The organism is Aeromicrobium changchenzhani, from assembly GCF_057586615.1.
The window spans coordinates 163,144-187,574 of sequence record NZ_CM172480.1; the positions used below are offsets into that span (position 1 = coordinate 163,144).

Below are 24,431 nucleotides of genomic sequence, written 5' to 3' on the forward strand. Positions count from 1 at the left end.
ATCTCCATCGGTAAAAACCCCGAATCTGCGCCACTCAGGGCACAAATCTGCGCCACTCGCGGGACGCGGAGTCTCGGCGAGCAGTGCTCAGGTCAACGGGGCTGGGGCCAGCGGAACGCGGATGAGCAGCACTCCGGGTTGAATCTGTGCGGTCATCTCGCTGCCTTCGCCGACCGGATCACCATCGAGCTGCATCGGCGTCGGCCGTTCAGCCCGTATGACGATCTTCTTGCCGGTCATACGGTCGAGCTTTTCGTTCGTACGCTTCTGTCGGCTGATGACACGGATGACAATCGCCAACCAGCCGAGGAACCGCTTGGGCGCGATGACGACGACATCGAGCAACCCGTCGTCAATCTCCGCGTCGGGGAGCAGCGGAATACCGCCCTGGAGAAAGCCGACATTGCCGACCACGATCGTACGGGCGCGGAACTTAACGAATTCGCCGTCGTCGACCGAGATCGAAACCCGTACTGGCGCGAAGCGCAAGGCCTTGACCCCTGCGACGAAGTAGGCGACCCAACCGACCTTGGCCTTGAGTTGGTCATCGACGCCGTTCATGATCGCCGCATCCATACCGAGCCCGGCCATGACCAGGAACACGCTTTCTTCGGTCGAATCGGTCGTGAAAGTCGCCAGATCGATCGCACGATCCTGCCCGGAGAACACGACGTCGAGCGCATCTTTGACGTTCAGCGGGATACCGAGGTTGCGGGCAAGCAGGTTGCCGGTGCCGTGTGGAAGGATCCCGACGGCCACACCGGTGCGGGCGATCTCATTGCAGACAATGCGGATCGTGCCGTCGCCACCGGCGGCAACGATCATGTCGACGCCGGACTCGAGAACCTGTTGCGCCTGGCCGGCGCCAGGGTCCTCGATCGTCGTCTCCCAGAATGTCGGTTCAAGCCAGCCGTCACGTGCGGCGGCTACGCGTACGCGGTCCTTGAAGATTTCGATGTCGCCGACTTTGATCGGATTGAACACGACCGCGACCCGTTTGCGGCCGGTGCCGACGATCGCGGCCAAAGCATGCGGGTGGCGGGCGGCATCGCCCATCATGACCGCCCACAGCGCGAGCACAATGAAGCTGCCGAGACTGAGGCCAGCGATCACGTCGCTGAGATAGTGAACGCCGAGGAAGATTCGATCGGCGGCGATCGCGAGGCCGAACAGAACCCACAGGGTGATGATCAGGCGCCGCTTCCAACCGCGGCCGGTCAGGATGATCGTTAGCAGGATCGCGACCGTGCAGAACAACCCGGCGCCGGTGGCATGACCACTCGGGAATGAATAGCCGCCGATTGTTGACAACGGCTCCGACCAGTGCGGACGATCGCGCGAGAAGAGCTGTTTGAGCAATGCAGCGCCCGGCACTTCGATCGCGGTGGCAAGCACGATCCATGCGGTGATGCGGCGCTCATGGCGCCACCACGCATACGCCGCAATGACGGCCATGACGACGATCAGTGTTGTCGTACTGAAGATGGTGGCCACATGCTTCAGGAAAGCCACCCAGGTGTCGTTGCCGCTGCTGATGTCATAAGCCGTTTGGGCGACATTGCGGTCGATAGTGCGCAGGAATGATGGGTCGGAGCCCACGAGCGTCGCAACCGTGACGAAGATCAGCGCGAGGACGCCGATAAACGTGCCAACGAGCCCCGGCCGGGTCGGCTGGGCGCGGCGCAAATCGAACGGCACAGTCGTTCCTCTTCGGTCGGGTTGGCGTAATGGTGCAGTCGTCCTAGGTTAGTGGACGCCGCTGCGCCGATGAGTGCCGCGCCGATAGGATTGGTATGTGATTGATCCCAAGCTCCTTCGCGATGACCCCGAATCGATCCGCCTGTCGCAACGTCGCCGCGGAGAGTCCGACGAGATCGTCGACCAACTCGTCAGCGCCGATGAACGCCGTCGAACCTCGATCGCCGCGTTTGAGTCGGTCCGCGGTGAACAGAAGAATCTCGGCAAGCTCATCCCCAAGGCGCAGGGCGAGGAGAAGCAGCAACTGTTGGCGCAGACCAAGGTGCTCAGTGACCAGGTGAAGGCTGCGGCTGTCGAGCAGGACGCCGCGGCGCTTGAGTTCGATGTGCTGATGCGGTCGCTGCCGAACATCACCTCAGCGGAGGCACCGGTTGGTGGCGAGGACGATTTCGTCGTACTGGACACGGTAGGAACGCCGCGTGATTTCGCGGCCGAAGGGTTCAAGCCGAAAGATCATCTTGAGCTTGGCCAGATTCTCGGCGCGATCGACACCGAACGCGGCGCCAAGGTCAGTGGCGCCCGCTTCTATTACTTGACTGGTTCGGGCGCGCGGCTGGAGTTCGCGTTGACCCAACTCGCGATGGCCAAGGCAGCCGAATGGGGTTTCATTCCCATGATTCCACCGGCGCTGGTCAAGCCCCGTGCGATGGAGGGCACCGGGTTCCTCGGCCAAGCGGCCGACGATGTCTACTACCTGCCCAAAGACGATCTCTACCTTGTGGGCACGAGTGAGGTTCCGCTCGCGGCCTATCACTCCGACGAGATTCTTGAGGCCGACACATTGCCGCTTAACTACGCAGCGTTCAGCCCCTGTTTCCGTCGTGAGGCGGGTTCATACGGCAAAGACACCAAGGGCATTTTCCGCGTGCACTGGTTCGACAAGGTTGAAATGTTCGTTTACACGACCCTCGAGAATGCGGCCGCGACGCATGAACGGCTCCTTGCCTTTGAGCGTGAATGGCTCGATTTGCTCGAACTTCCTTACCGCGTCATCGACGTGGCTTCGGGTGATCTCGGCGCTTCGGCGATCCGTAAGTTCGACTGCGAGGCGTGGATTCCGACGCAGGAGAAGTATCGCGAAGTGTCCTCGGCCTCCAACTGCACCCAGTTCCAGAGTCGGCGCCTCGACATCCGGGTGCGCACGGACGAGGGCACCGTTCCGGCCGCCACGCTCAACGGCACGCTGTGTGCCATGACTCGTACGATCGTCGCGCTGCTAGAGAATCATCAGCAAGCCGACGGATCGGTACGGATGCCAGCCGCACTCGTCCCGTTGGTGGGCGCAACGTTGGAGCCAGTCAGTTGACCTTTTCACCCAAGCTGATCGCGCTTGACGTTGACGGGACACTCGTCGATGGCGATAACGTCATGAGCCCGGCGGTGCATGACGCGGTCCATGCGATCCGTGCACGCGGTATCGAAACGGTCATCACGACCGGTCGCTCAATGCCGGGTGTCATGGACACCGTTGGCCTACTTGACCTCCCCGGGGGCACCGCAATTGCCAGCAATGGCGCCGTCGTGTTTTCGTTCAACCCGCCGACCGTCTTGCAGTCGGTGACGTTTGATGCAGGTCCGGCGGTGCGAATGGTGCTGGAGCAGGTACCAACGGCGATGGTCGCGGTTGAGGACGTTGGGGTCGGCTATCGGGCCAACAAACCGTTCCCGGACACCCAGATCAGCGGAAGTATCACGTTGCACGATCTCGATGAGCTCATTGCGCATCCGGTTGCGCGCGTCATCATTCGGGCCCCGGAGGTGCCGACCGACGAGTTTGCGGCAATGGTGCACGATCTCGGCTTGACCGGGACGTCCTACTACATCGGTTATTCGGCCTGGCTCGATCTGGCTCCCGAGGGCGTCTCGAAGGCCTCCGGGCTCGAGTTTGTCTGTGAACGGCTAGGCATCGCACGGGCCGATGTCCTTGCCGTCGGGGATGGTCACAACGACTACGAAATGCTCGAATGGGCCGGCCGTGGTGTCGCGATGGGCCACGCCCCCGATCGGATCAAGGCGGTGGCTGACGCGGTCACCGGCACAATCGACGACGACGGCCTCGTCGCCGAGCTCGCGCGATACCTCTAGTCGCCAAATTTCGGGGATCGGGGATTAAATGAGGCGACTCGACTCGAGCTCGTCGAAGCAATCGAGGACCTCTTCGACCGTTGGCGTACGCCGGATTGGCTGATCAGCCTCGGGCGCCTGAGACCCCCGGGCCCGACGCAGGTGGCGTTTGACCGTGGAGGTCGAGCAGCCGAGGCGTTGAGCCAACTGGATGCAGGTGTCATCGGGGTGCGCATTCCGCGCCAGCAGCACCGCTTCGTGGTCGATCGGACCTGAGCCCGTACGTGGTGCAGCCAGCGGCCCTGCGTTCGGTTGCATGATCTCGATCCCCAACTTGCGTCGGATCGACATCCGGTCGGCCTCGGTCGTACATGCGGCAAAGCCGAACACGTCGACCTCAACGACCGCCCGATATAGACAGTCGACAAGGAACGGGCAGCCGGCGCAATTGCGATGCGCATCTGCTCGTTGTCGGTCGAAGTGATCCCATTCGGCTCGAGTTGCAGTAGTCCTGGTGGGTGGACTCTGCAATCTCTCGTCGAGATACACCTCTGGTGTGTGCGCGCATGGCGGCACATAGGTTTCTTCCAAGATGGTCATGGGCTCCCTCTTCCCGTCTCACCAAGGAAAAGCCTAGAGGTACATTCCGCCTGCCGCATCAGAACGGCCAGATGTAGTCGAATCGTTATTTTCCGGCGCACCATCGGGAGCAGACCCCGGCAAGGCCAACCGGATGTTCTGCAGCTGCGACTGGGCCGCGACTTGCTGGGCATACAGGGCGGCTTGAATGCCGTGAAAGAGCCCTTCGAGCCAACCGACGAGCTGGGCCTGGGCGATACGAAGTTCGGAGTCGCTCGGTGCCTTGGAGTCGAATGGCAGGCTCAGACGCTCGAGTTCTTCGACGAGTTCGGGCGCGAGGCCGTCCTCGAGTTCCTTGATCGACTGGTCATAAATATCACGCAACCGGACGCGGCTGGCCTCATCGAGCGGGGCCGCCTTCACTTCTTCGAGCAGCTGACGGATCATTCCGCCGATACGCATGACTTTGGCTGGCTGTTCAACGAGATCGGCAATCGGCGATGCCTTGTCGACAACGCGGATCGGCTTGCCGTCCTGTCCGATGACCGGGGACTCCTGCTCACTCATATGTCCACAGTAACCAGTTGGGAAACTATGGTGCTCAGACTTTCAGTAGCACCTTGCCGATGTGGCTGGAATCCTCAATCATCTGATGCGCAGCGGCGACTTCCTCGAGCTCGAAGATCCGGTGGATCACGGGCTTGATCGTGCCGTCACGAAGCAGTGGCCAGACTTGGCCGACCATGTTGTCGACGATTACTGCTTTCTCCGTGGTTGGTCGAGCGCGCAGCGAGGTCGCCATGATCGCGGCGCGCTTACGCAGGAGTGAATTGAGATTAAGTTCAGCCTTGATACCGCCCTGCAAACCGATGACGACTAGGCGCCCTGCCGTGTTGAGGACCGAGATGTTTGCGGCAAGATATTTTGCGCCGATGATGTCGAGGATGACGTCCGCGGCGATGCCCTCGTCGGCAAATACTTGGGCGAAGTCCTGTTCGCGGTAGTTGATCGCCAGATCGGCGCCGAGATCGCGGCAGAAGGCGAGCTTCTCGGCAGTGCCCGCAGTGACGACGACGCGCGCACCGAAGGCCTTCGCGAGTTGGATCGCCATCGTGCCGATACCGCTGCTGCCGCCGTGGACCAGTAGCGTCTCACCCGGCTGCAACTTGGCCATCATGAAAACGTTCGACCAGACCGTCGAGGCGACCTCCATGAGGCCGGCGGCATCGACCAGATTGACGCCGATCGGAACGGCCGCGACCTGACCGGCCGGCGCGATTACATACTCGGCGTAGGCGCCACCGGACAACAGCGCGCAGACCTGTTGGCCGATTTGGAAATGCGTCACGCCTTCGCCCATGGCCTCGATCGTGCCTGAGCATTCGAGTCCGAGCACGGGGGTCGCACCCGCCGGTGGATCGTAGAAGCCTTGTCGCTGCAGCAGGTCGGCTCGGTTGACGCCGGCCGCGACAACCTTGATGAGCACTTCGCCGGAGTCGGGCTCGGGTATGGGGATGTCGACGACAGTGAGGGCATCGACCCCACCTGGTTCGTTGACCACAATTGCACGCATCCCCACACCGTAGTTGTATGGCCGCTGCTTGTGCGAGTCGGGAATCTCAGCGGGGGCTGACATAATAGTTGTATGCGCGTAGCTCTCATCCAGTTCGGTCCGGTGACCGACACGGCTGCCAACCGGGCCACGATCGATCAGCGGCTCGGTGAATTGAGCGCCGACGACGGCCTCGATCTAGTCGTTCTGCCCGAAGCCGCGATGTTTGACTTCGGCCGCCCTGACGACGATCTAGCTGCCGCGGCCGAGCCGATCGACGGCCCGTTCAGCGCCCTCTTGTCCGATCACGCTCGTCGATTGGGTGCGACTGTCGTGGGTGGGATGTTCGAGGCGACCGACGGATTGCCGTACAACACTCTCGTCGCGTTCGGACATGATGGCGCGCTCGTGCAGACCTACCGCAAGATTCACCTCTACGATTCATTTGGTTATCGCGAATCTGACCGGATGCGTCCCGGCCCAATCGACCCGGCGGTGCTCAACATCGCCGGGCACACGGTCGGCCTCATGACCTGTTATGACCTCCGGTTCCCTGAGCTTGCCCGGGCGCTTGTCGATGCCGGCGCGGAAGCGTTCATAGTTCCTGCGGCTTGGGTTCAAGGCGAGGGCAAACTCGAACACTGGACGACGCTGCTCCGTGCGCGCGCAATCGAGAACACCGTTGCCGTGATGGCCGCCGCGCAGTGTGGCACGCGCTACGTCGGTAATTCATTGGTTGTTGATGCTTTGGGTTCTATTATTGATGCGGCGGGTGATGATCCCGTCATCCTGCGCAGCGATCTCGATTTCGACGAGATTGCGCGCGTACGCCAGCAGAATCCTTCGTTGGCCAACCGACGGATCCGGAGTCCTAGATGAGTCGAACCCCGCCTGGTGGGCGCCGGCGACTCGATACGACGGTTCCTGCCGACTACGACATGCCCACCCGCGAACCACGTATCGGATCACGGTCGCTCGTCCGGCGGATCATCCTCGGTCTTTTCGTCCTGTGGGTTCTGGCCGCGCTTGCGGCCGCCACGGCCGTTGTCGCGGTTGGCGCGCCAGCGGGGATCGAGCGACCGGCAGCACTGGTTCTCATGGTCACCTTTGCAATCGGACTAACCCATCGCGGCGGCGGCCGGATGCGGCTCTGGGTGCCACTGGTCGCCGTGCTCGGCCTGGCGACCGTGGTCATCCAGTCGAATATTTTGCTGGCGGCCTCGGCGGCCATGACAGCGATTCTTGGCGCGGTTCTCGCGGTGGTCAACACTCGCCCGGCGAGGTCATTGCTGGCCGCAGTCCGCGAATATGTGATTGCGCTGATTGTCGCGTTGGTCGGTACGGTGGGCGTTGCCGCCTGGAATGCGCCGGTCAACTATCAACGCTTTAACCTTTTCGTTATCGGTGGGGCTCTGACTCTGGCGATCGCGATGATGTGGAACCTCGGCGCGGGCCTGCATGGCGTCGGCAAACAAGGGCTATTGATTCCGATCGGCTTCGCCATCTTGCTGGTCATTTTGTTCACCTACAGCAGCTTCGTGCGTGCGCACGGCTCCCAGTCCGTCGTCGATACCATCGGCAACATGGTCGTCTGGCTGCGGCAGAACATCGGCGGCGTACCGCGCCCGGTCGAGGTGTTGATCGGTTTCCCGGCGCTTTTGGTCGGCGTCAGCGTACGCGCGAAACGCCGCGAGGGCTGGTGGATTCTGGTGTTCGCGGTTATTGGCACCTCGGTGGTGACAACGTCGCTTGTTACGCCCAGCGCGCTGCCGTCGTATATCGCCCTGTCGACCCTTTACTCGGCTGTATTGGGACTGGTCGTCGGCCTTATCGCGCGGCACATTGTCATCCAGGAACGCTCTTCGAGGGCGGCCCGTGCGATCGAACAAATCGAGCGGATCGAACCACCTCGCATCGCGCCACTGAAGTAATGAAACAATCGCTGAGGGCACCCGGTTTCGGTCGGGTGACTTGGAGGGGTGCCGGAGTGGCCGATCGGAACCGCCTTGAAAGCGGTCGTTGGCGGAAACGTCAACCGCGGGTTCGAATCCCGCCCCCTCTGCGCTATGGAAATGATGACTGCTTCGACGACCTACCGGCTTGATCGGCGCTTCGCCCTGCAACTTTTTGGATGGCGCATGGTGTTGGCTGGCGTCAGCGCGATAGTCACCTATCTCGGTTTCGGACTGGGTGGCTTTGGCCGAACAGTCGGCTGGGCGTTCCTCATACTTACGTTCGGCTTCGTCTTGCTTGCGGTGTGGTCGATGGCGCGGCCGCCGCTCGTCGCGAAGCTCACCGCGCAGGGGTTCAGACTTGGCCGGGTGGCGATCGGTGAGATGCGCTCGGGGCACTGGTCCGCGGTCGAGAAGGTCGACAGTCAGGCGGGCCCTTCGGGTCTCCAGCTGGTTGTCGTTCTCGACGGTGGTGCAACCGGGGCCGTGCCGCTGATGCTGGTCCCACGTCGAGCCAATGATCTCCAGCAGGATTTCCATGCGCGGTTGAACGTCGCCAACGGCTACAAGCGCATCAATTAGCTCTCGGCCCCACGATTTGAAGCCTTGGGCACCTATGATCGTGCTGTTTCGATCGCAAAGGCTTCAAATCGCGTCGCAGGTGTCCCGATTGGCTTCGAGATAGTTCGACCGGGTAGCCTATGCAAGTTGCTGCTTTGGTGTTTTTGGCCGATGGAGTGACATGGAGGTGTCGCATAGTGGCCTAGTGCGCCCGCCTGCTAAGCGGGTTGAGGTTTAAACCTCTCGCGAGTTCAAATCTCGCCACCTCCGCCGTAAGGCAAGTGAACATGTTCCGTAGGAATTAGGAGTTCACTCCGCCGTAAAAGCAAGGAGCAAGGCTCGGGAAACTAGCCTTGCTCCTTTGCTAGTTATTGGGCAACGCGAGCAGGGCGGAACTCGCTCCGCCGTAAGGCGCGGACCCTTCGGAGGCGGGAAGGACCGGGTCCAACAGGCTCAGGCCGAGTTCAGTACGAGTAGGACTGCTCCGGCGCCGACCAGTGTGACTCCGAGCCATTGCAACGGCGCGAGGCGTTCTCCGAGTAGAAGCACCCCGAACAGCGCCACCAGGATCACGCTGAGTTTGTCGACGGGAGCAACGAGCGCCGCCGGGCCAAGTTTGAGCGCCCGGAAATAGCAGATCCACGAGGCCCCGGGGGCTAAGCCGGACAGGATCAGGAAAATCCATGTTTTGGTCGACAACTCGCCGGGCGAGTGAAATTTGCCCAGCGCCATGAGAATCAGCCCAAGCGTGAATAAGATGACCACGGTACGGATGAAGGTCGCGACATCTGAGTCGACGCCCGCGACGCCCACCTTGGCGAAGATTGCCGTCATCGCGGCAAAGACAGCCGACAGTAGCGCCCAAAAGGTCCACGTTCCGACGAAAGCAGTCTCCATGAATGGTCCATTCGAGTCGACCTGTGCGGAGAATTCCGACAGGATCACAGTATGCGCGTTCATCACCTGAGTTGTGGGTCCATGCACCCACCGTTTATGTCCGAAGTCATCTGCCATGTACTGCTGTGCGAGAGCGACGACGGTCTGGTGCTGGTCGACAGCGGCCTGGGTGTCCACGACTTCGCCATGCCAAAACGTATGGGGCCGGCCCGTTTCTTGCTTCAGCCGTCCCGCGATGACGCCAAGACGGCGCTACACCAGATCGAGGCACTCGGCTTCTCAGCGGGCGATGTCAGCCATATCGTCCTGACTCATATGGATTTTGATCACATCGGCGGTATCGCTGACTTCCCCGCCGCAACGGTCCATACGACGACCGAAGAGTACGACTGCGCGGTCGTCAATCCGGACTTTATGTCGAAGCAGCGCTATTCTCCGCAGCAGTGGGCTTACGGTCCGACGATCAAGACCCATGCGGGCCCCGGTGAGGCGTGGCGCTTTGGCCTGAGCGGCATCGACGTGTTGCCTGGAATCACCTACCTGCCGATGCCTGGCCATACGAAGGGGCACGCCGCAGTGGCGGTCGATGCGGGCGAACGCGGCCTTCTCATCCACGCTGGCGATGCGGTGTTCGATGCCAGCTCGTATGCGGATGTGTCGCCGTCGGGTCGAGCGCTTACAAAAATGGGTCTGATCCGAACTTTCGAAAAAGTCATGGCCGCCGATCGTAAGAAGATCGCCGGCAATCATGCGACGCTGGCGCGGCTCAACAACGAAGACGGCGTGACGGTCTTCCCCGCCCACGACAAGCGCATTCTTGACGATCTCGCCGGACGCTGATGCAGCGCGACTCAGAACAGCGAGATGAGCTGGCCCCGACCTTCGCGTAGGGTTTCTCGATACGACTGACGGATTGAGCATCAGCCGCACCTTCGCCGCGAGCCGCGAGCTCGTGTTCGACGCCTGGACTCGACCAGAGCATTTCTCGGTTTGGTTCGGTACCGCCGCCGTTGAGGTACCGCTCAAGACGTTGACGATGGACGTACGGCCCGGCGGTGCATGGAGCGCTGTGATGCTACCTGCCCGACGGCAGCACGATCGACTGGGTCGGTGAGTATGAGGTCGTCGATCCGCCAGCGCGGCTGGCATTCACGATGACTGACAATCCTGCGGGTCCAGCTCGTGGCCTCGTGACTGTGCTGTTATCCGAAGTTGACGCTGGCACCGAGATGGCCATGACGCAGGCCGGCATGGACTTCACCGACGAGCAGGTTGCGCAGACTGTGGCCGGCTACAACGGTTTCTTCGACACGATGGAGCAGGTCCTCGCTCAACTGGCGTGACGCACAGGCAGAAGAGGCCCCGCGCAAACGCGCGGGGCCCCTTGCTGTCTTGTTTTGATGCTCAGGCGTTGAGGCGCGCCTTCAGGCCGTCGAGTTCGGTCCAGAGAACGGCCGGCAGGTCGTCGCCGAACTTCTTGAACCATTCATCGATTTGCGGGATCTCGGCCTTCCACTCGTCGGTGTCGACGGCGGATGCCTTGGCCAACTGATCTTCGGATACATCGAGGCCGTCGACATCGAGGGCGCCGGGAGCGGGCACGTAGCCGATCGGGGTCTCGACGGCTTCAACCTTGCCTTCGAGGCGATCCACGACGTACTTGAGAACGCGGCTGTTCTCGCCGAAGCCGGGCCACAGGAAGCCACCGTCTTCGTCACGGCGGAACCAGTTCACGTAAAAGATTTTCGGCATCTTGGCGGCATCGTTGTTTTTGCCCATGTCGATCCAGTGGCTGAGGTAGTCACCGGCGTTGTAGCCGATGAACGGCAGCATCGCCATGGGATCGCGGCGAACAACGCCGACCGCGCCGGTCGCGGCGGCCGTGGTCTCCGAGGAGAGCGTGGCGCCCATGAACGTGCCGTGGTCCCAATCGCGGGCCTCGGTGATCAACGGGATCGTGGTCTTGCGACGGCCACCGAACAAGATTGCGTCGATCGGGACACCATTGGGGTCGTCATATTCGGGCGCAACAATCGGGCACTGCTTGATCGGCGTGCAGAAACGGCTGTTCGGGTGCGAGGACGGTTCGTCCGAGTCAGGAGTCCAATCGCGGCCCTTCCAATCGGTCAGGTGGGCCGGCTTCTCGTCGGTCATGCCCTCCCACCAGACGTCGCCGTCATCAGTGAGGGCGACGTTGGTGAAAATCGAGTTGCCCTTTTCGATCGTTTCCATCGCATTGTGGTTGGTGCCGTAACCGGTGCCAGGCGCAACACCGAACAGGCCGAACTCGGGGTTGACTGCCCACAGACGGCCGTCCTTGCGGATCCGCATCCAAGCGATGTCGTCTCCGACGATCTCGGCGGTCCAGCCGGGGATCGTCGGAGTGATCATTGCAAGGTTGGTCTTGCCACAGGCGCTGGGGAACGCAGCAGCGACGTACTTGACGGTGCCCTCGGGGTTGGTGAGCTTGAGGATGAGCATGTGCTCGGCCATCCAGCCCTCGTCGTGCGCGATTGCCGAGGCGATGCGGAGCGCGTAGCACTTCTTGCCGAGCAGGGCGTTTCCCCCGTAACCCGAGCCGTAAGACCAGATCGTGCGCTCTTCGGGGAACTGCACGATGTACTTGGTGTCATTGCACGGCCAAGAGATGTCGGCCTGGCCATCAGCGAGCGGCATGCCGACCGAGTGAAGAGCAGGAACGAAGTCCGCGTTCGTCGATTCGATCGCGCTGAGGACTTCGGCGCCGATTCGGGCCATGATGCGCATTGAGGTGACGACGTATGCGGAGTCGGTGATCTCGACACCGAACATCGGGGATTCAGCATTGATGTGACCCATGACGAACGGGATCACATACATCGTGCGGCCCGTCATCGAACCGTCGAAGAGCGGCCTGAGCGTCGCCTTCATCTCACTCGGGTCCATCCAGTTGTTGGTCGGGCCGGCGTCGGCCTCATCAACACTGCAGATGAAGGTGCGAGCTTCGACGCGTGCAACGTCGGAAGGGTCGGAGGCACACCAGAAAGAGTTGGGCTTCTTGGCTTCGTCAAGCTTGACGTAGGTGCCGGCTTCAACGAGGTCGCCAGTGAGTTTGTCCCACTCGGCGTCCGAGCCGTCGACCCATTGGATACGGTCCGGCTTGGTGAGGGCGGCTACCTCATCGACCCAAGCCTGAAGCTTGGTGTGAGTCGAACGGTAAGTTGTTTCAGTTGTATCTGCAGACATTCTTTATCGTTCCTTCTCGCGCATCGCGGGCCAACCGCATTGACTCGCACTCTCAGTATCTGTGCCATCGAACTGAGTAGCTGATGTGGATATGGGGGGCTGTCAAAAATCGATTACGGACCCTTCGAGCGTACGCCCGATCGTTGTCCTGTGGGGCTGGGGGGCCAGTGGAATCGGTCACATGCTGGACAGTCGAGGGGTGTCACGATTGACCGGATTTCATTCGGAGTGTGTGACACGCTAGACTTTTGCAGGCCTTCGGGCCGCGCGCTCGTAGCTCAACGGATAGAGCATCTGACTACGGATCAGAAGGTTGGGGGTTCGAATCCCTTCGAGCGCACCATGTCGCTCCTGCCGTTATTGGCAGGAGCGATTTTTTTTGTTGTGCAGACCACAGACGTGCAATCCGCGGCTTTAACAAAACTCAAAGCGGGGTCCTTAGGGTTGGCTGTTTCTCGCCCTGAATCTTGAAGGACCGGTCTGTCATGCCAAATGCTCGAAATTTGTTGATTGCTTTCGCGGCTGTCGGCGGGTGGGGTCATTATCATCGCGTCGGCCTACGAGGACACCGGTAAGCAATTGGGTGAAGCCGAAGTTCGTACCGACTGTGGAAAGAGTTGACGACATGCATTCATACGCGAAGAAGATCTGGATCGCTGCCGCTGCTGCAGTGTTGATGGTCGGCCTCACTGCCTGTGGGGGTGATTCAACGCCTTCTGCGGATTCGTCCACGAGTGGCAAGGCTGCGAGTGGCGATAGTGATCGCGCGTTCGGAGTTGATTCGAGCGGCATGGGCACCGCGATCAAGGCCGGCACCAAGGCTGATCGGGTCGAGTTCAACGACGGTACTTTTCGGGCGCACTTCAAGTCCGGAAGCACCGAGGACGCCGTCGCCTGGACCAAGTGCGGTGTGCTCCAACTGCTTGGCGCGGGTGAGAACCTTTTCCTCGTCTTCCCCGACGGCGAACTCGACTGTTCCAAACGCAACGCTGACTAACTGGGCCGGTCCGCGGACTCCAACTCAACAACTTTCAGGTGCAACATGAGGATGAGCCGAGTGTTTGGATCGGCCAGATCCACGGCGCAGGACTTTGCCGCCCGTTTCAGCCTATTGCGCATGGTGTTGGGATGAACATGGATTGCTTTGGCGGCCGAGGCGTAGTCCCCGCCGGCAGCAAGGAAGGCCGCTGCCGCCTCAACCAGTCGTGTGTCATGGGTTCGGTCGTAGGCGCGTAGAGCTGTGAGCGGGCTCAGCTCGTTGTGTGTGTCCAGGAAGCCCGCGGCCTGGAGCGCGATGACGTCGGCGAGCCGCTCGCGCAGGGTTGCAACTGTGCCGACACTGCCAGTGGCGAGTAGCGCACCTAATGCGAGGTCGGCATCGCGGCGGGAGGCATTGATGTGCTGGGGATCGTCAACTTGTTGGCCCAACCCAATGGTTAGTTGACGTCCTTGTCGGGAGCGGGCTAGGAAGCCGGTCAAGATTTTCTGGGTTCGCTCCAGATTGGCGCCCACCACGGAATACGTCGCGTCGTCGAGGTGGGCGGTGATCGAACGCGGTGCCATGGCCCCGAGGTGGATTGCCACCGACCGAGCCAACCCTGACTCGATCACTTCGCCGGGGCCGGAAATGGCCGCGACGACCAACGGGGCCTGCAGATCAAGTTCGCGGGCGGCCTCGACCGCTCGCGTGCCGCCCGCCAAGAGCCGAAGCACCAACCCACGGCGTTCGCGCGATGATGCGTCGGAGCGCTCGCGTTCCTCGCCGATTAGCCGGCCCACGATCGGTGCCGCATAGTGCAGCACGGCTTCCTGTTCGGCGGTTGGTGCCCGTTGGACCGCAGCCCAGATCGAGCCGAGCAACATACCGTTCTGGCGAACTGCGATGACGGCACGAGGCGTCATGCTTGCCGCCGGCAGATCAACGTAGACGACGTCATCGGTGGCTTGGAGCCGGTCGAAGACGCCCGCCGCAGCCAGCGCGGTGCGGAACTTCAACGGAACTTGGCGCGACAAAATCGTGCCAATGCGAGCCTCGTCGACGGCTTGTTCGCCGCCGGAATAAGCCATCACGATGGTGTCGGGGTCCTCGATTGTTACGGGTGCGCCGAGTAGTTCGGCGATCGAGTTGGCGATGGCTGCGAGCCCGCCATCGTTGAGCTCCATACCCGCAATCTACGCGCCTTGGCCGATTGCACAAGACGTACGTCACAACGCTGGCCGAATTGTCATCCCCAGGCCCGAAATCAAAGGCCAGAATGGAAGTATGAGTGCACCCAAGAATGTCATCGTTGTCGGCGCCGGAATGGTCGGCCTTGCCACTGCCTGGCATCTTCTTGAAGACGGCGTCAACATCACCGTTGTCGATCGCGTCGGCGTTGCCGCTGGCTCGTCTTGGGGTAATGCCGGTTGGCTGACTCCGGCGCTAACTTTGCCCCTGCCCGACCCATCTGTGCTCGCCACCGGTATCCGCGAGACGCTGAAGCCCTCGTCGCCAGTCTATGTTCCGTTCACGCTGAATCCGCGGTTGATCAAATTCCTAATCGGCTTCGCCCGCCACTGCACACCGGGCAAATGGAATCAGGCGATGGATGTCTACAGCGAGGTCAACAAACTCGGGCTGAGTGCCTATGACGAACTGCACGATGGCGGCGTCAAAGAGATGACGAAGAATGCTGATCCATTCCTAGCCGGTTTCAATTCTGAATCCGACCGCGACAGCCTCGTCACCGAGCTTCGCCATGTTGTGGAAGCCGGCGGGGAGAGCGATTACGAACTGTTGTCCGGCGCCGAGGCTCGTGCGCTTGAGCCAGCGCTCGGTGACGGTGTGACCCACGGGATTCTGCTGCGCGGCCAACGTTTCATCAACCCCGGTCGCTTCGTCCACTCGCTCGCCGACTCCGTCCGCGAACACGGCGCCGAGATTATCGAAGGCCGCACCGTGCTTGACGTCAAGGACCGTGGCGCTGCCGGTGTTGATGTCATCACCGACGGCGAAACGCTGCACGCCGATGCAGTTGTCCTTGCGACCGGCACCTGGCTGGGCAAACTCGCTCGCGAGTTCGGTGTGAAGAAAATCGTCCAGGCCGGACGTGGCTACAGTTTCACCGTCCAGCCCGACCATATGCCAGTCAACCCGGTTTATTTCCCGGCTCAACGCGTCGCCTGTACGCCGTTGGGTGACGGTTTCCGGGTCGCCGGAATGATGGAGTTCCGCAAGCCAAGTGATCCGCTGGACCCGCGCCGGATCAAGGCCATCATCGATGCCACCGCGCCGATGCTAACCGGCGTCGACTGGGATGCGCGCACTGACGAATGGGTCGGTTCGCGGCCATGCACTGCGGACGGGCTGCCGCTCATCGGTGCGACGAAATCGCCGCGGGTCTTCGTCTCTGGCGGTCACGGTATGTGGGGGGTCGTGCTCGGCCCACTCAGCGGCCGGCTGCTTGCCCACCAGATCACGCGTGGTGAGACCCTGCCAGTGATGCAGTACTTCAATCCGCTGCGCTGAGCGGGCAACCGTGCTGATTGCGCCGGGCGCACTTCAAGGACGCTAGGATCGACGACGACGCAACGTCACTCGGTAGGAGCGATCATGATTCGTCTGTGGCATGGGGCTCTTGCGGTGCTGGTTTCGTTCGCGTTGGTCGGACAGATCGCGCTCACAGCTGACCGGGATCGTAGCCTGATCAATTTGTTCAGTTTCTTCACGATCGAATCGAATCTCCTGATTCTGATCGCGTCGGTTCTGCTCGCCATACGGCCGGATCGGCATGAGCCGTGGTTTGCGGTCCTACGATTGGCCGGACTTACCGGCATCACGGTCACTGGAATCGTCTATGCGACGGTGTTGGCTGGGAGCGCGGACTTCACCGGCGTCGAATGGTTGTACGACAAGATCTTCCACTATGCAGTGCCGGTCGCCGCAATCTTGGGATTCGTCTTGTTCCGGCCGCGGACGCGCTTCGCTCGGAGCGACATGGTGTGGATCGCTTGGCCGCTTTGGTGGTTGGGCTACACCTTGATCCGCGCCGGTGTCAGCACGCCGGACTTCGTTATTGCGAACGGGCAACACTCATATGTGCCCTACGACTTCCTTGACGTCCAACGGCACGGCTCCGCATACGTGATCGTCAGCGGGATCATCGTCACGGTGCTGCTGGTCGGCATCAGCTGGCTGTATACGAAATTCAGCAGCCGCGCTGACTTGCTTACGTCATAAGAGTCGAGGGCTATAGACCTCGCGCGTTATGACGTAACGCGACTCGGCGCGCCAATGAGGCCGCGCTTGTCGGCGAGCACCTCGAACAGATAGGTGCAGAACGGCGGGATACTTGAGCCGATCGCGACAACCGTGGTCTTGAGGTTCCAGTCGAAGGTCTTGCGGGCGAGGAAGCAGGAGATGACATAGCTGATGAAGATGACGCCATGGATCATCCCCATCACCGGCACGCCGCCTTCGATTCCTGAGTTCGGATCGTCCTGAACGACGTACTTAAAAAACATCGCGATCAGGAGTCCCGCCCACGAGAAAGCCTCGGCGACCGCAACAGTGCGGAAGATCGAACGCATACGGGCAGAGGTCATATCGGCTAGAGTCACGCGTCCAACCGTACCCACGTAACACCAATGTCATGAATTGCGGCGACAATAGGACCATGGCATTCCTGCTCCGCGTCGAACTTCCCGACACTCCCGGATCGCTGGGGGCACTTGCGTCGGCACTTGGTGGCGCTGGCGCCGACATCGAAGCGATTGAGATCGTTGAGCATCGCTCGGATGGTATTGCCGTCGATGACGTGCTGCTCGAACTCCCACCGGATGTCATGCCCGATGCGCTCGTCACAGCTTGTCATCGACTTGATCGCGTGCTCGTCCACTGGGTTTCGCGCTATGCCGCCGGTGCCAATCTGCGCATGGATCTTGAGGCAGTCGACACGTTCACTCAGAATCCGCGCCACGCGCTCGAACGGCTTGTGGAGGTACTCCCTGACACTTTCCGGATGGATTGGGCGCTCACGCTGCGCACCGTCGACGGCAAGCCGGTCATTCGGCATCGGTCTGCGGCCGCACCGGACACGCTTCCCGATGGGCCACAGTGGCTTGACGTTCGCAAAGCCAAAGTGCTGCCCGAAATTGCCGAATGGGACTCGATGATCGTCGCGGCGGTGCCTGGCGTTGATCGTGCCGACGAACCTTTCGTCGTGCTCGTCGGCCGTCATGGCGGGCCCGCCATTTTGACCTCTGAGCTCGCTCGCTTGGCCCACATGGTCGGTCTGGCTTCCAGCGTCCAAACCGTTTGACCTGTCGGCGCGCCTAATGCTTGGGCGTCACCGGCGTATGCGCGTGGTGGCTGCGGCCAAGGGCGGCAACTTCCTTCTCCATCTGCGGCACCGTCTTCGTTGCCATGCGTCGCATCAGCGGCCAGACGATGGGCGAAGCTGTCAGCGCTTTGGTCCAATTGGCGGCAAGCACGCCCTTGGGGACATACACGCGTGACTTGCGTTTGGCGAAGCCGGCGATGATCAGTTCGACACAATCGTCGACCGTTGTCGTGCCGTTGGCGGGCCACGGCAACTTCTTACGGATCTCCTTGAATGACGGCAGATCGGCCTCGGCATTTCGGACGATGTCGGTGTCGATCCAGGACGGATGGCAAACACCGACGCCGATTCCGAGATGGGCGACCTCCTGCTTGGTCGCGAGTCCCAGCGCCTCGGCGCCAGCCTTGCTGGCGTTGTAGGACGCGAGCCCCGCAAGCGGAGTGAAGGCGGCGAGGGAAGCCACGACTAACGCGTAGCCCTTGGTCTTTTCAAGGTGCGGGATTGCCGAGTGTAGGGTTCGGTAGACGCCGTTTACGTTGACGTCGATAACGCGTTCGAAGGATTCGTTGTCGATCTGGCGAACCGTGCCGTAGGACGCGATGCCCGCATTGGCGAGGACGTAGTCAAGACGGCCGAAATGATCTGCGGCCGCGTCGATCGCGGTGGCGACGGCCTCAGCATCGCGGACATCAGCCTCCCACCATGCGGCGCGATCGCCAATAGCGGCAGCCACTTCGGCGAGCAGTTCGGGTTCGAGACCGACCAGCGCGACGCTGCCACCCCGGGCCGCGAACTCGCGCGCGACGCCCGCGCCGATCCCGCGTGCGGCGCCAGTGATCAGGGCAACTTTTCCGTCAAAACGCTTCGTCATACGAATCAAGATACCGTCGGTATCTGGTATGCGCCACTATCGGTGTCAGATATCTCATTCGCTGTCCGATGGGCTCGTGTCTGCGCCCACAGATAAGGTCGGCGCATGAGCGTTTCGGACATCTTTGATGAGTCAGCCTGGCGGGTAGTGCCCGGATTCGAAAACCTAGTCGACCTGACCTATCACCGTGCGGTTGATCAGGGGACCGTACGCATCGCGTTCAACCGCCCCGAAGTCCGCAATGCATTCCGGCCGCAGACTGTCGATGAACTTTTGGCCGTGCTCGAGCATGCGCGTATGAGTTCGGATGTCGGGTCCGTGTTGCTGACCGGCAATGGGCCCTCAGCCAAGGACGGCGGCTGGGCCTTCTGTTCCGGTGGTGACCAGCGCATCCGCGGCAAGGCTGGCTATCAATATGCCGAGGGCACGACGGCCGACTCGGTTGACCCGGCGAAGCTGGCACGACTGCACATCCTGGAATGCCAACGGATCATCCGGTTCATGCCGAAGGTTGTCATCGCCGTCGTACCCGGCTGGGCGGCCGGCGGTGGCCACAGCCTGCACGTCGTATGTGACCTGACGATCGCCTCGGCCGAACATGCCCGCTTCAAGCAGACCGATTCAGATGTCGGCAGCTTCGATGGTGGCTTTGGTTCGGCCTATCTGGCCCGTCAGACCGGACAGAAGTTCGCTCGCGAGATCTTCTTCCTCGGTGATGAATACACTGCCGATGATGCCTATCGCATGGGTATGGTCAACAAGGTCGTCCCGCATGCCGATCTCGAGCGCACTGCGCTGGAATGGGCCGCGAAGGTCAACTCCAAGAGCCCGACCGCACAGCGGATGCTCAAGTATTCGTTCAACTTGATCGATGATGGATTGGTCGGCCAGCAGGTGCTGCTGGGCGAGACTACGCGGTTGGCATACATGACTGATGAGGCCCAAGAGGGTCGTGATGCGTTCCTCGAGAAGCGCAAACCCGACTGGTCGCCATACCCGTACTACTACTGATCTGACCGACGTACACGTCCTATCGAGCAGGGCATGCGAAAGTGTTTGTATGCGCTCATCGCGAAACTTGCTGATCGTGGCTGGCCTACTCCTCGTCGCTGGTGTCCTGCTCGTGACGACGGCAAACAGTTCCAACTCGTTCGGCTGGTTCGCCTACGCGCCTTTGAATGACTCGGTCGCGCCCGGCTGGTTCGTTGTGCTGAGCGTGGGCCAGCTGATCGGCTGGATTGCCGGCTGGCTGGCAAGCCTGATCGTCACCGCGATTATTGTGCGTCGTTTCGCGGGCCGACGCTCAATTGGCAAAGAAGATTGCCCGGAGTGAGCCGCGGCTTCCGACGTGAGTGGAGGGATCGCGGCCCAGGTCAAGTTGACCACCACGTGAGATGTGGATCTCACTGGGTGGCCCGACTTCTGCGGAGCCGATACTGTGCATCAGATGGAGACTGTCGCTGAAGAACAGGCCCACCCTGGGGCCCGTCTGGGTGTCGTCGCCGAGTCAAGCCCGGGTGAGACCCGTGTCGCTGCGACGCCGGCGACCGTACGCCAACTGATCACCCTCGGCTACGAGGTATCGATCGAATCGGGAGCCGGTTTGGCCGCGAGTTTTACCGATGCTGCCTATGCAGAAGCAGGCGCGACGATCGGTTCGACCACCGAGGTGTGGCACAACGACATCGTGTTCAAGGTCAATGCGCCGAGCACCACGGAGCTAGATCTCCTCGCCGACGGCGCAACGCTCATCAGTTTGCTCAACCCGAGACTCGACCCAGATCTGGTTGAGGCACTCGCGCAGCGGCCGATCACAGCACTTGCGATGGATGCCGTACCGCGCATCTCGCGCGCCCAATCGCTCGATGTGTTGAGTTCGATGGCCAACATCGCCGGCTATCGCGCGGTTGTTGAGGCGGCCCATGTCTTCGGACGTTTCTTCACCGGCCAGATCACGGCGGCAGGCAAAGTTCCGCCGGCCAAAGTTCTCGTTGCCGGTGTTGGTGTTGCGGGTCTTGCCGCGATCGGCACCGCCAGCAGCTTGGGCGCGATCGTACGAGCGACCGATCCGCGTGCAGAGGTTGCTGATCAGGTTGCCTCGATCGGCGGCGAATATCTTGTCGTCGACGTCGAGACCGAACAAAGCACCGATGGCTATGCGAAAGCGACCTCGGAGGATTACGACCGGCGGGCCGCGGAGATCTACTCCGAGCAGGCCGCCGAGGTCGACATCATCATCACCACGGCGCTGATCCCCGGCCGCGCCGCACCGATCCTCATCACCGCTGACGATGTCGCGAGCATGAAGCCCGGCAGCGTCATCGTCGATATGGCTGCGGGGCTTGGCGGCAACGTTGTTGGATCGAAGGCCGGCGAGGTCGTCGTCACCGACAACGGGGTCACGATCATCGGCTATACCGATCTGGCCGGGCGTCTCCCCACACAGGCCTCACAGCTCTATGGCACCAACCTGGTCAACCTGATGAAACTGCTCACGCCGGGCAAGGACGGTCAGATCGTCCTCGACTTCGACGATGTCGTCCAGCGCGGCATGACGGTCGTACGCAATGGTGAGAAGACATGGCCGCCGCCACCGGTTCAGGTGTCAGCCGCGCCAGCTGCGTCAGCCGTCGAAGTCAAACCGGCCGAAGAAAAACAACCCATGACTGCAGCGCGCAAATTTACGCTGATCGGCATCGGGATCGCGGCGCTGTTCTTGGTTAACGCGTTCGCACCACAGCCATTGCCGCAACACTTCACGGTGCTCGTGCTGTCGATTGTCATCGGCTACTACATCATCGGCAAGGTGCACCACGCGCTGCATACGCCGTTGATGTCAGTCACCAATGCCATCTCCGGCATCATCGTGGTCGGCGCCGTCATCCAAGTGATGCAGGACGACGTGACAACCCAGGTCATCTCCTTTGTGGCGATCCTGTTGGCCAGCATCAACATCTTTGGCGGTTTCGCCGTCACTCGCCGCATGCTCGCGATGTTCTCGAAGGGCTGATCTTTCACACATGACCGCTGTATCTGTTGCCAGCGCGGCCTATATCGTCGCTGCTCTGCTGTTCATCCTGAGCCTCGCCGGCCTGTCCAAACACGAATCCGCCCGCCAGGGTGTCGTCTACGGCATCGTCGGTATGACGATCGCGCTCGCCGCGACAATCTTCTTGGCGATCCAACATGCCGAGTCATTGGGCGTCACGCTTCTCATTATCGCGATGCTGATCGGCGCGACGATCGGCCTGCAATTCTCCCGCACGGTCGAGATGACCGGTATGCCCGAACTCATCGCGCTACTGCACAGCTTTGTCGGTCTGGCCGCCGTGCTTGTCGGCTGGAATGGCTACCTTGAGCCCGGCCATGTGCCAGCCAATCTCGAGGGCATCCATCTTGCCGAAGTGTTCATCGGCGTGTTCATCGGCGCCGTCACGTTCACCGGCTCGATCGTTGCCAACCTCAAACTGTCGGCCAAGATGAAGTCCGCGCCGCTTGTGCTGCCGGGCAAGAACATCATTAACCTCGGTGCGCTCGTCGCCTTCGTGGCGCTGACCGTCGCTTTCGTGATCAGCCCCAACATCTGGTTGCTCATCGCCGTGACCGCGGTTGCGTTGGCGCTTGGTTGGCACCTCGTCGCGTCGATCGGCGGCGGCGATATGCCGGTTGTCGTGTCGATGCTCAACAGTTATTCGGGTTGGGCCGCTGCGGCTGCGGGCTTCCTGCTCAACAACGACCTGCTGATCGTCACCGGTGCGCTGGTTGGCTCTTCCGGTGCTTACCTGTCCTACATCATGTGCCAGGCGATGAACCGCTCGTTCATCTCGGTTATCGCCGGCGGCTTCGGTGCGGTTGCCCAGAGTGGTGATGAGAAGGACTACGGCGAGTACCGTGAGACGACCGCAGTCGATACGGCTGATCTGCTCAAGGATGCTAAATCGGTCATCATCACGCCCGGCTATGGTATGGCGGTCGCACAGGCCCAATACCCAGTCGCTGATCTCGTACGCAAACTTCGTGATCGTGGCATCGACGTCCGTTTCGGTGTCCACCCAGTCGCCGGTCGTCTCCCCGGCCACATGAACGTTCTCCTCGCCGAGGCGAAGGTTCCCTATGACATCGTCCTCGAAATGGATGAGGTCAACGAGGACTTCGCCGAGACGTCGGTCGTTCTGGTCATCGGCGCGAATGACACGGTCAACCCGGCTGCTGCCGAAGATCCGTCCAGCCCGATCGCTGGCATGCCGGTGCTGCGGGTCTGGGAGGCCGAGAACGTCATCGTGTTCAAGCGGTCAATGGCACCTGGCTATGCCGGCGTGCAGAATCCGTTGTTCTTCCGCGAGAACACTCAGATGTTGTTCGGTGACGCGAAGGAACGTGTCGAGGAAATCATCCGCGACCTCTGATCGCCGGTCACCCACCCGCTGACCTCACCAACTCAGCGGGTTAAGTGGAAGTTAATCAACGACACCGTACAAGCGGTCGCCGGCGTCGCCCAGTCCGGGGACGATGTAACCCTTCTCGTCGAGCTTCTCATCGAGACCGGCAGTGACCAGCAGGACGGGGATGTTGACGCCTTCGAGCTCTTTTTCGACGCGGGCGATGCCTTCGGGTGCCGCGATCAGACATACCGCGGTGATGTGATCGGCGCCGCGATCGACCAAGAACTGGATCGCCATCGTGAGCGTGCCGCCGGTGGCCAGCATCGGATCAAGGACAAAGCACTGCCGTCCGGCCAGATCATCGGGCAACCGCTCAGCATACGTCTCGGCGAGGAGGGTCTCCTCATTGCGAATCATGCCCAGGAAGCCGACTTCGGCGGTGGGCAACAGCCGCTGCATACCCTCGAGCATGCCGAGGCCGGCGCGTAGGATCGGTACGACGAGCGGATGCGGATTCGACAACCGAACGCCCGACGTCGCTGCGACGGGGGTCTCGACTTGGACCGGCTCAACCCGGACGTCGCGCGTTGCTTCGTAGGCCAGAAGCGTCACCAACTCCTCGGCGAGCCGACGGAAGGTCGGCGAATCGGTGCGCTTGTCGCGCAGAACCGTAAGTTTGTGGGAGATCAGCGGATGATCGGCGACGTGAACCTGCATGGCATGAAGCCTAGCGTGAAGTCTGGGTCCTCTGGCACCATCACAGGTGGAACATCTAGGGCAATCGAAAGAGGCGTCGTGGACGAGAACGATGTGGACTTCGCCGTTGCCGCCTATCGCGACGAGGGTGTTTGGCAACTCGCCGAGATCGATACTGGCCTCGCCGGCGACATCGATGACCTGTTGGCGGTCCTTAGACGTTTCCCGTCGGAGTCGGGCGTACTCGGCCTGGTGTCGGTAAGCGACGAATTTTTCGTTGTCGTGCGGGTCATCGGATCGAAGGTGCGTCTGCTCCTCTCCGATGTGACCGCCGTAACTGACTGGCCACTCGCCAGCGGAGTTGCCGATCTCCTCGACGTACCCGATCCCGAGGATGACGACCAACCGCAGCCGGCCGGCGATCTCGACATCATCAGTGATCTGGGTATGCAGGCGATCGAGCTCGGTGTTTTGTGTGATGATCACGATCTTTATCCCGAGGATATCCTCGTGGACATTGCGCGCCGCATCGGATTCGGCGAAGACTTTGAGGCGTTGATCGGGTGACACGAA

At 61.4% G+C, this 24,431-nt stretch carries 27 protein-coding genes and 3 tRNA genes; 20 read left to right on the top strand and 10 right to left on the bottom strand.

Annotated features, from left to right (window positions below):
- Positions 1 to 87 precede the first annotated feature (87 nt).
- Positions 88 to 1,698, bottom strand: a complete 1,611-nt coding sequence (locus tag AC2YB9_RS00885; protein WP_487266879.1) for a bifunctional phosphatase PAP2/diacylglycerol kinase family protein — start codon at positions 1,696 to 1,698, stop codon at positions 88 to 90.
- A gap of 97 nt (positions 1,699 to 1,795) precedes the next feature.
- On the opposite strand from AC2YB9_RS00885, the gene serS reads away from it, so the two are divergent.
- Positions 1,796 to 3,064, top strand: a complete 1,269-nt coding sequence (gene serS / locus AC2YB9_RS00890; protein ID WP_487266880.1) for a serine--tRNA ligase — start codon at positions 1,796 to 1,798, stop codon at positions 3,062 to 3,064.
- Complete coding sequence (locus AC2YB9_RS00895; RefSeq protein WP_487266881.1) at positions 3,061 to 3,843, top strand: HAD family hydrolase; 783 nt, start codon at positions 3,061 to 3,063, stop codon at positions 3,841 to 3,843. Before serS ends, AC2YB9_RS00895 begins: the two co-directional genes overlap by 4 nt.
- Positions 3,844 to 3,867: 24 nt before the next feature.
- Here the strand turns inward: AC2YB9_RS00895 and AC2YB9_RS00900 are convergent, their stop codons facing one another.
- From AC2YB9_RS00900 to AC2YB9_RS00910, 3 genes are read right to left on the bottom strand one after another with little or no spacing between them, the layout of a single operon-like run.
- Positions 3,868 to 4,422: a WhiB family transcriptional regulator gene (locus AC2YB9_RS00900; protein WP_487266882.1), complete on the bottom strand. Its 555-nt coding sequence runs from the start codon at positions 4,420 to 4,422 to the stop codon at positions 3,868 to 3,870.
- Positions 4,423 to 4,455: 33 nt separating this feature from the next.
- Positions 4,456 to 4,968: a bacterial proteasome activator family protein gene (locus AC2YB9_RS00905; RefSeq protein ID WP_487266883.1), complete on the bottom strand. Its 513-nt coding sequence runs from the start codon at positions 4,966 to 4,968 to the stop codon at positions 4,456 to 4,458.
- Between the two features lie 34 nt (positions 4,969 to 5,002).
- On the bottom strand, positions 5,003 to 6,037 hold the full coding sequence (locus AC2YB9_RS00910; RefSeq protein ID WP_487266884.1) for an NAD(P)H-quinone oxidoreductase: 1,035 nt from the start codon (positions 6,035 to 6,037) through the stop codon (positions 5,003 to 5,005).
- A gap of 9 nt (positions 6,038 to 6,046) precedes the next feature.
- Here AC2YB9_RS00910 and AC2YB9_RS00915 point away from each other — a divergent pair, with 9 nt between their 5' ends.
- From AC2YB9_RS00915 to AC2YB9_RS00935, 5 genes are all read left to right on the top strand, one after another.
- Entirely contained in the window at positions 6,047 to 6,832 is a 786-nt protein-coding gene (locus AC2YB9_RS00915) for a carbon-nitrogen hydrolase family protein (protein ID WP_487266885.1), read from the top strand.
- The gene (locus tag AC2YB9_RS00920) at positions 6,829 to 7,884 is read left to right on the top strand and encodes a hypothetical protein (RefSeq protein WP_487266886.1); all 1,056 of its coding nucleotides are present in this window, start codon (positions 6,829 to 6,831) and stop codon (positions 7,882 to 7,884) included. The genes AC2YB9_RS00915 and AC2YB9_RS00920 overlap by 4 nt, the downstream gene beginning before the upstream one ends.
- 42 nt (positions 7,885 to 7,926) lie before the next feature.
- Positions 7,927 to 8,015 (top strand) — tRNA-Ser (locus AC2YB9_RS00925).
- 10 nt (positions 8,016 to 8,025) lie between these two features.
- Complete coding sequence (locus AC2YB9_RS00930) at positions 8,026 to 8,487, top strand: hypothetical protein (RefSeq protein ID WP_487266887.1); 462 nt, start codon at positions 8,026 to 8,028, stop codon at positions 8,485 to 8,487.
- 162 nt (positions 8,488 to 8,649) lie between these two features.
- A tRNA-Ser gene (locus AC2YB9_RS00935) sits at positions 8,650 to 8,736 on the top strand.
- A 183-nt stretch (positions 8,737 to 8,919) separates the two neighbouring features.
- Here the strand turns inward: AC2YB9_RS00935 and AC2YB9_RS00940 are convergent.
- Positions 8,920 to 9,426, bottom strand: a complete 507-nt coding sequence (locus AC2YB9_RS00940) for an EamA family transporter (protein ID WP_487266888.1) — start codon at positions 9,424 to 9,426, stop codon at positions 8,920 to 8,922.
- Positions 9,427 to 9,459: 33 nt separating this feature from the next.
- Between AC2YB9_RS00940 and AC2YB9_RS00945 the strand changes: the two genes are divergently transcribed.
- From AC2YB9_RS00945 to AC2YB9_RS00955, 3 genes are all read left to right on the top strand, one after another.
- Positions 9,460 to 10,203 (top strand): MBL fold metallo-hydrolase, encoded by a 744-nt coding sequence (locus AC2YB9_RS00945; RefSeq protein ID WP_487266889.1) that lies wholly within the window; start codon positions 9,460 to 9,462, stop codon positions 10,201 to 10,203.
- 73 nt (positions 10,204 to 10,276) lie between these two features.
- Complete coding sequence (locus tag AC2YB9_RS00950; protein WP_487266890.1) at positions 10,277 to 10,477, top strand: SRPBCC domain-containing protein; 201 nt, start codon at positions 10,277 to 10,279, stop codon at positions 10,475 to 10,477.
- Positions 10,478 to 10,505: 28 nt separating this feature from the next.
- Positions 10,506 to 10,706 (top strand): SRPBCC family protein, encoded by a 201-nt coding sequence (locus AC2YB9_RS00955; RefSeq protein WP_487268657.1) that lies wholly within the window; start codon positions 10,506 to 10,508, stop codon positions 10,704 to 10,706.
- Between the two features lie 61 nt (positions 10,707 to 10,767).
- On the opposite strand, the gene AC2YB9_RS00960 is transcribed toward AC2YB9_RS00955, so the two are convergent.
- On the bottom strand, positions 10,768 to 12,588 hold the full coding sequence (locus tag AC2YB9_RS00960; protein WP_487266891.1) for a phosphoenolpyruvate carboxykinase (GTP): 1,821 nt from the start codon (positions 12,586 to 12,588) through the stop codon (positions 10,768 to 10,770).
- Positions 12,589 to 12,855: 267 nt separating this feature from the next.
- Between AC2YB9_RS00960 and AC2YB9_RS00965 the strand changes: the two genes are divergently transcribed.
- Positions 12,856 to 12,931: transfer RNA gene (locus AC2YB9_RS00965), tRNA-Arg, on the top strand.
- 282 nt (positions 12,932 to 13,213) lie between these two features.
- Complete coding sequence (locus AC2YB9_RS00970) at positions 13,214 to 13,585, top strand: hypothetical protein (RefSeq protein WP_487266892.1); 372 nt, start codon at positions 13,214 to 13,216, stop codon at positions 13,583 to 13,585.
- Here AC2YB9_RS00970 and AC2YB9_RS00975 read toward each other — a convergent pair.
- Entirely contained in the window at positions 13,582 to 14,751 is a 1,170-nt protein-coding gene (locus tag AC2YB9_RS00975; protein WP_487266893.1) for a PucR family transcriptional regulator, read from the bottom strand. The two genes, AC2YB9_RS00970 and AC2YB9_RS00975, sit on opposite strands and share 4 nt — an antisense overlap.
- 100 nt (positions 14,752 to 14,851) lie before the next feature.
- On the opposite strand from AC2YB9_RS00975, the gene AC2YB9_RS00980 reads away from it, so the two are divergent.
- Positions 14,852 to 16,096, top strand: a complete 1,245-nt coding sequence (locus AC2YB9_RS00980) for an NAD(P)/FAD-dependent oxidoreductase (protein WP_487266894.1) — start codon at positions 14,852 to 14,854, stop codon at positions 16,094 to 16,096.
- A gap of 84 nt (positions 16,097 to 16,180) precedes the next feature.
- Positions 16,181 to 16,807, top strand: coding sequence for a Pr6Pr family membrane protein (locus AC2YB9_RS00985; protein WP_487266895.1), 627 nt, complete (start codon positions 16,181 to 16,183; stop codon positions 16,805 to 16,807).
- Positions 16,808 to 16,833: 26 nt separating this feature from the next.
- On the opposite strand, the gene AC2YB9_RS00990 is transcribed toward AC2YB9_RS00985, so the two are convergent.
- Complete coding sequence (locus AC2YB9_RS00990; RefSeq protein WP_487266896.1) at positions 16,834 to 17,187, bottom strand: DUF3817 domain-containing protein; 354 nt, start codon at positions 17,185 to 17,187, stop codon at positions 16,834 to 16,836.
- A 56-nt stretch (positions 17,188 to 17,243) separates the two neighbouring features.
- Between AC2YB9_RS00990 and AC2YB9_RS00995 the strand changes: the two genes are divergently transcribed.
- Positions 17,244 to 17,888 carry an ACT domain-containing protein gene (locus AC2YB9_RS00995; RefSeq protein ID WP_487266897.1) on the top strand — a complete coding sequence of 215 codons (645 nt, stop codon included), beginning with the start codon at positions 17,244 to 17,246 and terminating at the stop codon, positions 17,886 to 17,888.
- 13 nt (positions 17,889 to 17,901) lie between these two features.
- On the opposite strand, the gene AC2YB9_RS01000 is transcribed toward AC2YB9_RS00995, so the two are convergent.
- Positions 17,902 to 18,780: an SDR family oxidoreductase gene (locus AC2YB9_RS01000; RefSeq protein ID WP_487266898.1), complete on the bottom strand. Its 879-nt coding sequence runs from the start codon at positions 18,778 to 18,780 to the stop codon at positions 17,902 to 17,904.
- Positions 18,781 to 18,885: 105 nt separating this feature from the next.
- Here AC2YB9_RS01000 and AC2YB9_RS01005 point away from each other — a divergent pair, with 105 nt between their 5' ends.
- The 4 genes from AC2YB9_RS01005 (at position 18,886) to pntB (ending at position 23,186) form a co-directional block, all read left to right on the top strand.
- On the top strand, positions 18,886 to 19,791 hold the full coding sequence (locus AC2YB9_RS01005) for a 1,4-dihydroxy-2-naphthoyl-CoA synthase (RefSeq protein WP_487266899.1): 906 nt from the start codon (positions 18,886 to 18,888) through the stop codon (positions 19,789 to 19,791).
- 49 nt (positions 19,792 to 19,840) lie between these two features.
- Positions 19,841 to 20,113, top strand: a complete 273-nt coding sequence (locus AC2YB9_RS01010) for a hypothetical protein (protein WP_487266900.1) — start codon at positions 19,841 to 19,843, stop codon at positions 20,111 to 20,113.
- Positions 20,114 to 20,227: 114 nt separating this feature from the next.
- The gene (locus AC2YB9_RS01015) at positions 20,228 to 21,790 is read left to right on the top strand and encodes a Re/Si-specific NAD(P)(+) transhydrogenase subunit alpha (RefSeq protein WP_487266901.1); all 1,563 of its coding nucleotides are present in this window, start codon (positions 20,228 to 20,230) and stop codon (positions 21,788 to 21,790) included.
- A gap of 10 nt (positions 21,791 to 21,800) precedes the next feature.
- A complete protein-coding gene (pntB, locus tag AC2YB9_RS01020; RefSeq protein ID WP_487266902.1) occupies positions 21,801 to 23,186 on the top strand; it encodes a Re/Si-specific NAD(P)(+) transhydrogenase subunit beta in 1,386 nt (461 codons plus the stop codon).
- 51 nt (positions 23,187 to 23,237) lie between these two features.
- Here the strand turns inward: pntB and upp are convergent, their stop codons facing one another.
- Positions 23,238 to 23,879 (bottom strand): uracil phosphoribosyltransferase, encoded by a 642-nt coding sequence (upp, locus tag AC2YB9_RS01025; RefSeq protein ID WP_487266903.1) that lies wholly within the window; start codon positions 23,877 to 23,879, stop codon positions 23,238 to 23,240.
- Between the two features lie 78 nt (positions 23,880 to 23,957).
- On the opposite strand from upp, the gene AC2YB9_RS01030 reads away from it, so the two are divergent.
- Positions 23,958 to 24,425 (top strand): tRNA adenosine deaminase-associated protein, encoded by a 468-nt coding sequence (locus AC2YB9_RS01030; RefSeq protein WP_487266904.1) that lies wholly within the window; start codon positions 23,958 to 23,960, stop codon positions 24,423 to 24,425.
- The last annotated feature ends 6 nt before the right edge of the window (positions 24,426 to 24,431 follow it).